Here is a 12,751-nt window from a genome sequence, read left to right on the forward strand (position 1 = left end):
TATCCCTTTAGAACCTATAATTTTTCAGCTATCCTAAGCTTTGCACTTCTTGATCTTGGGTTTTCTAAAATCTCTTCATCCGATGGTAAAATCGGTTTTTTACTTACAATTCTTATTTCTGGTTTACTGTTGCATACACATACTGGAAAACTTGGAGGGCATGTGCATGGATTTTCTCTCTTTTTAAATACATTTTTAACTATCCTATCCTCAAGAGAATGAAAAGTTATAATGCAAATTCTTCCTTCTTTTTTTAATACATCTATACAATCATTAACAGCATTTTCTAATATCTCTATCTCTCTATTAACTTCAATCCTTATTGCCTGAAAAGTTCTCTTTGCAGGATGTGGTCCTTCCCTTCTTGCTGAAGCAGGAATTGCTGCCTTTATTATATCTACAAGTTCAAAAGTTGTTTCTATCCTCTTCTTTTGCCTCTCTTTAACAATAAATTCAGCAATCCTTGAAGCCCATTTTTCTTCTCCATATTCTTTTATTACCTTCTCTAATTTTTCCTTCGAATATTCGTTCACTACATCCTTTGCAGAAAAACTGCTGTTACTGTTCATCCTCATATCAAGTGGTGCATCATGCATATAGCTAAACCCTCTTTCAGGTTCATCAAGCTGATGTGATGAAACCCCTAAATCAAGCAATATCCCATCTACCTTATTAATATTAAGTTCATTTAGTATATTTTTTATATTTGAAAAGTTATCATGAACAAATATAATATTAGAGTATTGTGAAAGTCTTTTCCTTGATGCTTCAATAGCATTAGTATCCTGATCTATACCAATTAAAGTTCCTTCGTTATTAAGGCAACTTAAAATTTCCTTTGAATGTCCTGCACCACCTAATGTGCCATCCACATATACTCCATTTTTTTTAATATTAAGACCTTCTATACATTCATTAAGTAATACAGATTTATGCTTAAATTCCATATCATCATCCCTTATAGTTTATATTCCTATCCCAAGGATAGACATCTTTTCTGCAATTTCTTCGTAATTTATGTTCTGCTCATTATATTCATCCCACTTCTCTTTGCTCCATATCTCAATCCTGTTTGAAACTCCTATACTTACTATTTCCTTTATAATACCTGCATATTCAATCAGGTTTTGAGGTATAAGAGCTCTTCCCTGCTTATCCACTTCTATATCAGCAGCCCCGGAAAAGAAAAACCTTACAAAGGCTCTGGCATCCTTATTAGTTAGTGGAAGAGCTTTTAACTTCTCCTCAAGCTTTTTCCACTCATCCATTGGGTAGCAGTAAAGACATCCATCGAGGCCTTTAGTAATCACAAATGTGCTTCCAAGTTCCTCTCTGAACTTTGATGGAATTATTATTCTATTTTTACTATCAATTGCATGTTGATATTCCCCAATAAACATTTAAAAACACCACAACTTTACTCCACTTTACTCCACTTTAAACCACTACACTAAGTATTATTCTATATAAAAGTTAAAATTCCTTCTTATTTAACAAAACTTAAAATTTAATTTATTTTATAATTTATATAAATTTTTTATTATAATTAATATAAAAACCTATATATTGCTATATCCACCGCTTTAGTTTATAATTTATTTGATATTCATAAAAATTAACTCCATAATCTCTTGTATAACATTCTTGTTAAGATATAAAAGCAGAGAAAGGAAGATATATATGAAACTTGGAATAGTGGGTTTACCAAACGTAGGTAAAAGCACGCTTTTTAATGCAATAACACAGGCTGGAGCCGAAGCTGCAAACTACCCATTTTGTACAATAGAACCTAACGTTGGAGTTGTTGCAGTACCTGACTACCGACTTGATGAACTTGCAAAGATGTATAACCCTGAAAAATATACCCCTGCAGTTATTGAGTTTTATGATATTGCAGGTCTTGTAAAGGGAGCAAGTAAAGGTGAAGGATTAGGAAACAAATTTCTTTCACATATAAGAGAAGTTGAAGCTGTTGTTCATGTTGTAAGGTGTTTTGAAGATCCAAATATAGTACATGTTGATGGCAGCGTAAATCCTATTAGAGATATTGAAACTATAAACCTTGAGCTTATATTCTCTGATATGGAGGTCCTTGAAAAGCGAATAGATAAAACTCGAAAATCAGCCCGTTCTGGAGATAAAAAAGCTCAAGAGGAATTAGAATTTATGGAAAGGCTATATAATCACCTTGAAAGTGGAAAACCTGCAAGAACACTACCAATGAACGATGACGAAAGAGAACTTTTAAAACAATACTTCCTATTAACATCAAAACCTGTACTTTATGCTGCAAACATTTCAGAGGATGAGCTTCTTGAAGGATATGAAAACAATGCTTATGTAAAAGCCGTTGAAGAGTACGCTAAAAAAGAAGGCTCAGAAGTTATTCCTATATGTGCTAAAATAGAAGAGGAAATCGCATCCCTTGATAAAGATGAAAAGGAAGAATTTTTAAAGGATTATGGTCTTGAAGAACCAGGGCTTAACAGGCTTATTAAAGCAAGCTATAAGCTTTTAGGTCTAATAAGCTTTTTAACTGCAGGACCAAAAGAAGTCAGAGCATGGACAATTAAAAAGGGAACGAAAGCACCTCAAGCTGCAGGAAAAATACATTCAGATATGGAAAGAGGATTTATAAGAGCAGAAGTTGTTCCTTTTGAAACTCTTATAAAGTGTGGCTCAGAAACTGCTGCAAAGGAAAAGGGGTTAATAAGATCTGAAGGAAAAGATTATGTTATGCAGGATGGAGATGTTGTTGTATTTAGATTCAACGTTTAACATAAAAAGCCACTAAAAGCTCAAAGCTTTTAGTGGCTTTTTATTAACATCTTTTAAATAACTATATCTATATTATACTCCTCAAGCCACTTATTAACTTGATATATATATGCAAGGGTTTGCGGCCCACTCATAAGTTGACCAAACCAATTACAATTTATATTTTCTGCTCTTTTATCAACCGTTTCAATTAAAAAGTCTCTATTTATTATTTGATTTATAGGTGCATTTTTATCATCAATAATCTCCTTTACTTTTTTACAAATTAAATCTGTATATTTGGGGTTATGTGTTTTCGGATAAGGTGATTTTTTTCTATCTATTATTTCATCTGGGAGAATACCTCGAAGTGCCATCCTTAATATACCCTTTTCCCTTCCATCATAAAACTTATATTTTGGTGGAATGTTATATGCATATTCTACTAACCTGTAATCTGCAAAAGGAACTCTAACCTCAAGGCTATTTGACATACTCATTCTATCTTTTCTATTTAAAAGAGTAATCATAAACCATTTAATGTTTAAATAAAACTTCTCTCTTATTTTTCTTGTAAATTCATCGTCTTCTTCTAGATAATCAACCTGTTTTATTGTATTTTCGTAGTTATATTTAATTTTTCCTTCAATATCAAAATTAATTGCAGGATTTAAAATTGCCCTTCTAATTTCAATAGATTTAAGCCAAGGGAAACCTTTATAATTTATATCATCCTGTTTTAAATACCAAGGGTATCCTCCAAAAACTTCATCTGCACATTCTCCAGATAAGGCAACTGTTGCATTCTTCCTTATTTCCTTGCAAAACAAATAAAGTGATGAATCTATATCTGCCATCCCTGGCAAATCATTTGCCAAAACAGCCTTATCTAAATAATCAATAAGCTTCTCCTGTGTTATTACAATATTTCTGTGTAAGCTTCCTATTGAATCTACCATCATTTTAATATATGGCTTATCTGAGTTGGGAATAAATTCATTAGTTTTAAAGAACTTTTCATTGCCTTCATAATCTATCGAAAATGTTTCAAGAACTGTTCCTTTGTTTTTAAAAAACTCTCCTGCAACAGCTGAAATTATACTTGAATCCAAACCTCCTGAAAGAAATGTGCAAACCTTTACGTCTGCAGAAAGTTGCCTATTTATAGCATCTAAAACAAGTTGCCTAACATTGTCTACACACTCATTGAATGTTTGGTTGTTTTTATATGCTTTTGGTTTCCAATATTCTTTTATATTAAAACCATTCTTTGAAAAGGTTAAACAATGTGCTGGTGGAACTTCCTTTATCCCTTTTAATATACCATTTTCAAGTGACCTTGAAGGCCCAAGTGCAAATAAAGTTTCTATGCCATCTTTATCTAAAACAGCCTTAATTTTAGAATGTTGAAGTAAACTTTTTATTTCAGAGGCAAAAATAATTTCACCATCATTTAAAACATAAAATAAAGGCTTTACTCCCAAATGGTCCCTTGCCATAAAAAGAGTTTTTTTAGTTTCATCCCATACAGCAAAGGCAAATATTCCATTTAAATGCAAAACACAATCTTCTTTATAGTGTATAAATGTTGTCAACAGCACCTCTGTATCTGAATAGGATTTAAATGTGTATCCTAGATTTATTAGCTCCTTCCTTAATTCCTCTGTGTTATAAAGTTCTCCGTTATACACAATAACATATTTATTTCCGCCATATTCTTTAATCATTGGCTGATGCCCTCCTGCAGGGTCAACAACAACAAGCCTTCTATGTCCTAAAAGTATTTCTTCACCACTATAATATCCTTCTTCATCAGGCCCTCTTTTTGAAAGTACCTTAGTCATATTTTTAATGTCTTTAAATCTGTTTTTTATATTCTCATTATAATTTATCCAACCTGCTATACCACACAAAGCTATACCTCCCTTAATTATTTCGAAGTATTTGTTAAAGAAAAATATTTTTACCAATACTTTTTCCCCTGACTATTCTTCAATAAACTATAATATGAAGGGAGGCACCAATTAGCGCCTCCCTTTACATAAATTTAAAATTTATTATAAATCCATCCTAACACCATACTTTTTAAGATAGTCAATTCTTTTTTTATAATCTGGCAATATTGAGCTGACTAAATTCCAAAAATCCTTTGAATGGTTTTTGTGATAAAGATGACACATCTCATGAACTACAATATAGTCAAAGGCATCTGATCTTGCCATACTGCATCTGTAGTTAAACAAAAGCTCATCCCTATAGGTGCAGCTTGCCCATCTTTTTTTCTGCTCCTTTACCCTAATGCCTGTTGGAGTTTTGTTAAAATACCTTTGAAAATATTCTACTTTTTCCTTTGCCTTTTCTAATGTCTTCTCCCTGTACCACATTTCCATAGCCTTTTTAATAATATCACCATCTTTACTTTTTACCGTAACATAAAATTTACCGTTTAAAAGCTTTACAATAGGCTTTCTAACTTTTTCATCTATTACAATCTCAAGGGGGTAATTCCTTCCCAAATACATAAAGGACTCACCATTTACATATTCCCTTTTTATTGGCCTATTTTCCACATCATTTAGTAAAAATAGCTTCTTTACAATCCAGTCCGCCTTCTTTTTTACTATTTCTATAATCTTTTCATCTTCTACCCCTAAAGGTGCCTTAACGATTACTATATCTGGTGCCTTAACAGATATTTCAACTGTTTTGCGTTTTTTATACTCTAAATTAAATTCTATTGTCCTTGTCCCATACTGAAATTTAAGCTTCATATAATCCCTCTATTCCTTTGCAGCATAATGGATCTTTGCCAAGTTTAGAAGTTCTACTGTTAGTTTATCAATTTTGTCCCTTCCAAGTGTCTTAAAGTATCTCTTTATTAAATACATTCTTATACTTCTTTGCACATCATTTGTTTTAGTTGGATTAGTTGCCCAATCGATTGGAGTGTCCTTTAATATTTCATCAACTTCCTTTGTAATATTTTTAACGGTATCCTCTGTATCTGCTGCTATATAAACAGCTATTTCCTCTTTTACCACATCTATATCCTCATCTAAAACAATCTTTTTAATTGTTTGATATAGAGCATACTGCTTTTTGCTAAGTCCTATCTTTTCTGCCTCACTCTCAAGCCCTTTCTTAACTTCCTTTTCAATAAACTCCTCAAGCTTCTTCTTTCTATCTATCCAGCTATTTTCTGTTTCATCAAGTATCTTTTGAAGCTTTTCAAGAAGGCTTGTGTAGTAAACAGGGTTTTCATCCATTTTAACATTAACTACATGCCTTACTGCGTGTTCCATAGCTGATGCCTTTGCCTCATCAGAATTTAATGTTTCTACCTTGTTTTTAAAATCCTCTTCAAACAATGTAATTGGTTTTATCCACTGCACTACTCCCTTTGATTTTAAATGTTCCTCAATAATTTTTCTAACCTTTTCACCACAATCGGATATATCTAAATTCTTTGAAGGTTCATATTTTGCCTTGCAGGCAGCCCTTATATATGAAAGCCATTTTAAATCGTTTAATATATCATTCCCTACATGAAGTGGAAGTAGTGCCTCTACATAGGATGAAAACTTTTTATAGGCTATTTCAAACTCTGCCCTCTTATCCTCCATCTTTAGAGCATTTACAAGTTCATCAAGATTGTTTTTATCTATTCCCCTAAACATTCTAATTATCGCTTCTCTTACCGATAGCATTTCTTTATATATTTCATCCATAGAATACATAGGTGTTCCAAGGTCTTCTTTATCAAATATAGCAAGTGCCTCTTCTAAGAAATTTGTAATTCCATAGTAATCAACTACATAACCACACTGTTTTGTTATTGTTACTTTTTCTATCTTACCTTCTTCAATTTCCCTTTCAACTTCCCTTACGCTTGTTCTGTTTACCCTTGCAATAGCTTGAAGAAGGTTGTGCTCCTTTAGAGGTCTATCTAAATACATAACCTGCTCAATTGGTGCATCAAATCCTGTTAAGAGCATGTCCTTTACAATAATAAAGCAAAGCTTATCCTTTTCAACAGGCTTTTTAAACCTTTTTATAATCTCATCCTGCTGCTGTTTTGTTGTAAAATGTTCCTTTAGGTGTGGAGGGTCATTTAAGCTTCCTGAAAATATAACCCTTGCCTCATAGCCTTCCCCTAAAATATCCTTCATGTATTTATTTAGTGCATTATAATACTTAACACAGGCTTCTCTGCTGATACATACAATCTGTGCCTTAAATCCATTAGGAAGCACATTTTCTTTATAGTGGTATAATATATCCTTTGCTATATCTTCTATTCTTGATTCTGCTTCAATTATAGCTCTTTTATTTGCATACTTTTGCTTAATTGCTTCCTTTTCTTCATCTGTTTTGTCCTCAAAGGCTTCGCAGAAAATATCCTCTAAGCTGTCTCCCTTTATTTGAAGTTCATTTTTTCTGCCTTCATAGACTATTTTTACAGTTGCACCATCATCAACAGCCTGCTGAATTGAATATTTATCAATATATCCACCAAATGTCCTTGGTGTTGATTTATCCTCTTTATCTATTGGTGTTCCTGTAAAGCCAATAAACACAGCATTAGGAAGTGCCTTCCTTAAATTTGCTGCAGTATCTTTATATTGGCTTCTGTGTGCCTCATCTGCAAGGACTATCACATTGGATTTATTGGTTAAAACCTCGTATTCCTTTATAAACTTCCTTGTATTTTTTACACCACCTTCAATTACTTCCCTTTCCTCTGTTTCATTTTCAAACTTTTGTATAGTTGTCATAATAATCTGCGGCTGTGCCTTTGATAGAAGTTCCTTCATCTGTGAAATTGTTTCTGCTCTAACTGGGGTTGTTGTTTTAGATAGTGTTCTTACAAAGGTGTTGTAAATCTGCTTGTCTAAATCTATTCTATCTGTTACAACAACTATTGTCGAATCTTTTAGTTCATCTATTCTTCTAATCTTTCTTGCTAAAAACACCATAGTTAAGGATTTGCCTGAACCTTGTGTATGCCATATAACTCCACCCCTTTGGAGTTTATCCCTTCCATTTAGTATTCTATCTATTGCCTTATTTACTGCTCTAAACTGCTGGTATCTGCACACCTTTTTTATTGTTGTTCCACCTTCTGTTTCAAATAAAACAAAGTTTCTCATTAAATCAAGAAGGTTTTTCTTTTCTAAAACTCCCTGAAGTAGTATGTTTTGTCCAAAGTTTTCTAGACCTTCAATCTCACTTTTTTGAAATGGATATGGGTCCTTCCATTCAAGATAGTGGTCATATTTTGAACTTATTGTTCCAATATATCCATGGTATTTGTTTAAAATCATTGTAAAGAAGTTTATATAAAAAAGCTTTGGGTTTCCTTCTCCAAGGGATATATCCCTCTCATTCATGTATCTTCTTAGCTGCTCATAGGCTTCCTTTTTACCTATATTTTCATTACTGTTCTTTTCTAAAAACGGTGATTTACATTCAATAACAACTACAGGTATTCCATTGATAAATACTACTATATCGGGTATTATCTTGCCGCCTGAAAGGGTTTGTACTTCAAACTGCCTTGTTACTAAAAAATCGTTGTTTTCAATATTTTCAAAGTCTATAAAATGAACTGTGTGAAACTTCTTTTTTCCACTCCCATCTAAGTCCTGCTCCACTGCAAAATTTAGTTCAACAAGTACATTATATATTTTTTCGTTTATTTCAAGAAGGGATGTGCCTAATGTATTGGCATTGGTAATGTATCTTACAGCTTTGTTTATGCTGTTTTCATCCATCCAAGGATTTAATCTCTTAAGTGCCTTTTTTAGTCTATTTATTAAAACAGCATCAGAAAGGGACTCCCTTTCTCCATTCATTACTGATAGTTTATCTCCCTCTATAAACTCATAACCTAATTTTTCTTTTATATACCTTATGGCAGGTAGCTCCACAAGGCTTTCTTCATTTCCTAAATAGGACATTTAACCCCCTCCCAACAGAAATATATTTTATATATCCTTGAATACTATAAATACAGGACAGATATTCTAAAATAAATATCTGTCCATACTATTATAAAATTTATTTTAAATATTTCTCTATCTCATCTAAACTTTTCATATCTAATATATTTTCAACTATAATTTCTAATGTAGCAACATCTAACTCTTGTAATTTATGTTTTAAATCATTTGATATAATTCCAAATTTTTTTGTTAATAACTTTATTGCCGTTTTTGAAAGTGCTATAGTTTCCCCTTTTTCTATTCCTTTTTCTATTCCCTTTTCTATTCCCTTTTCAATCCCTTCTTGTCTAAATATATCTGCCAATGTCATAGCATACTCACTCCCTTCTGTAAAAATTTTCTCTATATCCTTTGTTATTTCCTGAAAATCGCTTTCTGTTATTTGTTGATATGAATTAAATATATATCTCATATATGTCTCAAAATATTGTAGCCCTGTTTGTTTATCCTCAAGTTCTACTAAGTACCTTGCTGCATTTAATATTGTTTTTTTCATCTTACTTGTATCATCTGAAAATATATCTTTTAATATTGATAGCATTATTCTTAACTGTACTTGCCCCTTTATATCCTCATCTTTATATCTTGATATGTCATACAAAAGATATTCAAAATTTGGTATATATCTTTTTATTTCTTCAGTAAGCTCATCATATCCTTCTATTATTGTTCCTAAATTATTTCTTATACTCCATTTTTCACTTCCGTGGTATACCACAAGGGGAATTATTACTGGTAATTTACCTAATCCCTCCTTCTTTATATTCATCTCCCATATCTCTACTATATATTTTAATAGCTGCAGGGCTGTTTGTTTACTTACATAGCTTTTGTGTTCAAATAGAAAATATATATATCCTTCTCTTTTATTTATATTTACCTTAAATAACATATCTGAGTATACTTCCTGTAGCCTTTCGTTTATAAAGCTGTCCTTTTGTAGCACCAATGTCTCTAAATCTATTAATTTTACTATTTCCTGCGGCAGATAGTTTATTATAAAATCCTTTGCTATTTCTATATTAGAAAATGTTTCCTTAAAAAATTTATCATGTGGATTCTGTATTTTCATCTATTTCACCTACTAAACTTTTTCTTATTATTAATACTATTATGTTTTTTATATAATTTCAATTTTAAATTATATATGATATGGCTATCCTTTAACATTTAACTCTAATCTTTCCTGTCAATAGTTTCTGCATTAACCCCTTTTTAAGTATTTCAAGTTTTTCCTTTTTAGCTTGGTATTCTTCAAGCTGGTCGTCTACTGATGATAATATATCGGTAATTTTTTGTTGTTCTGATATGGTGGGAATTGGTATCAATAAATTTTCTATAATATCTTTTTGCACATGTGGTATCCCTGTTCCTGCTGTTAGATTTTGTATGTAAGTTTGTTTTTTAGCCAGGTAGTAATAATAATATTTATTAACATTTCTTTCCTTGTTTATAAACTTTAATAAAGCCATAGTAGATGCAATATATCCTTCAAGTTCAGTTAGTACTATCCCCGCCTGTGAACCATCCCATAGTATTATTACATCATCTTTACTACATTCTACACAAGTTTTATCATCTGTATAATAAACTTCAGTATCCTCCATGGTTATATATCTTTTTACATCTTCTTGTATATATTTAAACATTCTTTTTGGTTTTTTACCCTTATATATTTCAGCTAATTCCCCCAACTTCTTAACTTCCCACTCCTTTGGTATAACCCCTATTTCAGTCTTTTTAAATTCCTTATGCACTATTCCCTTTGTTAAAAGTCTTTGCATTAGCCCCTTTTTAAGCTCTTTTGTTTTTTCTATTAGCTTATCAACATTTTCAATTTGTTCATCTACTGTTGAAAGTATGTCGGCAATTTTTTGTTGTTCTGATAGGGGGGGAATAGGGATGTCTAACTCTCTTATTTCTTCAAGGTGTAAATTTGTTACTGTACCTTGTTTAGCTCTTAATTTAATTTGTTTCATGCATTTTTCTGAATTCAAAAAATAACTTAAAAAAACATTATTGATTTTACTCTTTTCTTTTTTAATTTTAATTAAGCATAAACTAACAAAAATACTAAATTCTCTATCCCAATCAATTATTTTAGCAATACCAATAGTACCATTTTTTGAATATAAAATGTCTCCCTTTTCTGGATTGCACCTTTTTATCAATTCTAAATGTTCCTCTTGAGATATATATTTAACATTATTCCAATCTATATTATTTTTTTGAATATCGGTAACTCGCAAAAATGGTATTCCCTCATCTTGATAATTAGGAGTACTGTGTGTACCATCAGTTATCTTATCTACTAAGTTCTCTAATTTATCTACTTCCCACTCCTTTGGTATCTCTCCTATCTCCGTCAACTTAAACCCTTCTCTTACTTTCAATAGTCTCACCTGCCTTATATTTCTTCAAATCCAAGTTCCTTTAAGTATTCGTTTAGTTTCTTTTCTGTTTCTGTCATCTTTGTTTTTAACTCTTTTATTTCCTTTAATACATTATCTATATCTATTTCTTCCTCTTCTTCTGTTGTGTCTACATACCTGCTTATGTTTAGGTTATAATCATTGTCTATTATACCCTGTTTTTCTACTACTGAAGAATATTTTTCAATGTCCTCAAATTTGTCAAAGGCTTCAACTATTCTTTGTATATCCTCATCCCTTAACTTATTTTTATTTCCATCCTTAACAAAGCCTTGGCTTGCATCTATAAATAAAACTTTATCTTTTCTTTTCTGTGATTTATTTTTGTTTATTACAAGTATGGCAGCAGGAATACCTGTTCCATAGAATATGTTTGAAGGTAGTCCAATTACTGCTTCAATTAAATCATCATCAACAAATCCCTGTCTTATCTTTTGTTCTGCACCACTTCTAAACAATACTCCATGTGGTACAACTGTTGCCATCATTCCCTTATCATTTAAACTTGCCACTATATGTGATACAAAGGCTAAATCTCCATAGGATTTTGGAGGTATGCCGTAATGAAATCTATCATATTTATCATTTTGTGCCTCTTCATATCCCCAGTTTTTTACGCTAAAGGGTGGGTTTGCAAGTATCTTATCAAATGTCTTTAAATGTCCTGCCTCTGTGTGCATTGGATTTCTTATTGTATCTCCCTTTTGTATGTCTGCTCCCTTTGCACCATGAAAAAGCATATTCATTTTACATATTGCCCAAGTTGATAGGTTTATCTCCTGCCCAAATAAAGAAACATTTTTAGGATTTCCTCCATGTTCCTTTATATATTGTATAGATTGAATAAGCATACCTCCACTACCACAGGTAGGGTCATAAATTCTTTCTCCTTCCTTCGGCTTTACTATGTTTACCATAACCTTTACAACTTCAGCAGGTGTATAGAATTCTCCACCCTTTTTACCACTTTCATCTGCAAATTCCTTTATAAGATATTGATATGCATCTCCTAAAACATCCTCTGATTCAAGGTTTGAATTTGCAAGGTTAACACTATCAAATTTAAGTATTAGCTGTGAAAGCTTTTTATCTGGAACCCTTTCCTTATCGTTGTAGTTTGCTGTTGTAAGTACTCCAACAAGCTCTGAATTTTTAGGGCAGTCTTCAATTGCCTTAAATGCCTTATCAAGCTCTGGCCCTATATTTAAGTTTATGTCCCTTAGCTTTTCCCATCTTGCAGCCTCTGGAACAAAGAAGGATTCATAAAGGGTTGGGTCCTCTAATAAAACTTCTATTTCCTCATCAGGTATTCCCTGCTCTTTAAATTCATTTTTTAATTTTTCTCTTTCCTCATTAAATTCGTCATTTATACGCTTTAAAAAAAGCATACCAAATATGTAATCTTTATATTCAGGAGCAGAAAGCTCTCCCCTTAATATATCTGCACACTGCCATAGTATTGATTCAAGGTCCTGTAGTGTAAGTTTTGCCATCTCTTTAACCTCCATATATTATAAATTTCAAAAGATATTGACATCATAAATAATATTTTAACAT

The 12,751-nt window shown here is 31.8% G+C and carries 9 protein-coding genes; 1 reads left to right on the plus strand and 8 read right to left on the minus strand.

The features are described from left to right. Positions 1-14: 14 nt before the first annotated feature. Together rsmH and mraZ are read right to left on the minus strand one after the other, a co-directional pair. Positions 15-947, minus strand: coding sequence for a 16S rRNA (cytosine(1402)-N(4))-methyltransferase RsmH (gene rsmH, locus FDN13_RS02125; protein ID WP_138978668.1), 933 nt, complete (start codon positions 945-947; stop codon positions 15-17). Positions 948-965: 18 nt separating this feature from the next. Next, positions 966-1,400 (minus strand): division/cell wall cluster transcriptional repressor MraZ, encoded by a 435-nt coding sequence (mraZ, locus tag FDN13_RS02130; protein ID WP_138978669.1) that lies wholly within the window; start codon positions 1,398-1,400, stop codon positions 966-968. A 280-nt stretch (positions 1,401-1,680) separates the two neighbouring features. Here mraZ and ychF point away from each other — a divergent pair, with 280 nt between their 5' ends. Continuing rightward, on the plus strand, positions 1,681-2,778 hold the full coding sequence (gene ychF / locus FDN13_RS02135; RefSeq protein WP_138978670.1) for a redox-regulated ATPase YchF: 1,098 nt from the start codon (positions 1,681-1,683) through the stop codon (positions 2,776-2,778). A 53-nt stretch (positions 2,779-2,831) separates the two neighbouring features. Here ychF and asnB read toward each other — a convergent pair whose 3' ends face one another. The 6 genes from asnB to FDN13_RS02165 all read right to left on the minus strand — a co-directional run bounded on the left by asnB (position 2,832) and on the right by FDN13_RS02165 (position 12,687). Beyond that, positions 2,832-4,670 carry an asparagine synthase (glutamine-hydrolyzing) gene (asnB, locus tag FDN13_RS02140; RefSeq protein ID WP_138978671.1) on the minus strand — a complete coding sequence of 613 codons (1,839 nt, stop codon included), beginning with the start codon at positions 4,668-4,670 and terminating at the stop codon, positions 2,832-2,834. A 144-nt stretch (positions 4,671-4,814) separates the two neighbouring features. Beyond that, the gene (locus FDN13_RS02145; protein ID WP_138978672.1) at positions 4,815-5,528 is read right to left on the minus strand and encodes a M48 family metallopeptidase; all 714 of its coding nucleotides are present in this window, start codon (positions 5,526-5,528) and stop codon (positions 4,815-4,817) included. A gap of 9 nt (positions 5,529-5,537) precedes the next feature. Then, positions 5,538-8,717 carry a type I restriction endonuclease subunit R gene (locus FDN13_RS02150; protein WP_138978673.1) on the minus strand — a complete coding sequence of 1,060 codons (3,180 nt, stop codon included), beginning with the start codon at positions 8,715-8,717 and terminating at the stop codon, positions 5,538-5,540. A gap of 100 nt (positions 8,718-8,817) precedes the next feature. After that, complete coding sequence (locus FDN13_RS02155; protein ID WP_138978674.1) at positions 8,818-9,834, minus strand: Rpn family recombination-promoting nuclease/putative transposase; 1,017 nt, start codon at positions 9,832-9,834, stop codon at positions 8,818-8,820. Between the two features lie 91 nt (positions 9,835-9,925). Next, a complete protein-coding gene (locus FDN13_RS02160; protein ID WP_138978675.1) occupies positions 9,926-11,155 on the minus strand; it encodes a restriction endonuclease subunit S in 1,230 nt (409 codons plus the stop codon). A gap of 14 nt (positions 11,156-11,169) precedes the next feature. Continuing rightward, positions 11,170-12,687, minus strand: coding sequence for a type I restriction-modification system subunit M (locus FDN13_RS02165; RefSeq protein ID WP_138978676.1), 1,518 nt, complete (start codon positions 12,685-12,687; stop codon positions 11,170-11,172). Between the last annotated feature and the right edge of the window lie 64 nt (positions 12,688-12,751).

Origin of the sequence: Caloramator sp. E03, from assembly GCF_006016075.1 — a bacterium.
Taxonomy (GTDB): domain Bacteria; phylum Bacillota; class Clostridia; order Clostridiales; family Caloramatoraceae; genus Caloramator_B.

Coding starts and splice junctions, on each gene's coding strand:
- rsmH (WP_138978668.1), bottom strand. CDS start 947: ATGGAATTTAAGCATAAATCTGTATTACTTAATGAATGTATAGAAGGT.
- mraZ (WP_138978669.1), bottom strand. CDS start 1,400: ATGTTTATTGGGGAATATCAACATGCAATTGATAGTAAAAATAGAATA.
- ychF (WP_138978670.1), top strand. CDS start 1,681: ATGAAACTTGGAATAGTGGGTTTACCAAACGTAGGTAAAAGCACGCTT.
- FDN13_RS02145 (WP_138978672.1), bottom strand. CDS start 5,528: ATGAAGCTTAAATTTCAGTATGGGACAAGGACAATAGAATTTAATTTA.
- FDN13_RS02150 (WP_138978673.1), bottom strand. CDS start 8,717: ATGTCCTATTTAGGAAATGAAGAAAGCCTTGTGGAGCTACCTGCCATA.
- FDN13_RS02155 (WP_138978674.1), bottom strand. CDS start 9,834: ATGAAAATACAGAATCCACATGATAAATTTTTTAAGGAAACATTTTCT.
- FDN13_RS02165 (WP_138978676.1), bottom strand. CDS start 12,687: ATGGCAAAACTTACACTACAGGACCTTGAATCAATACTATGGCAGTGT.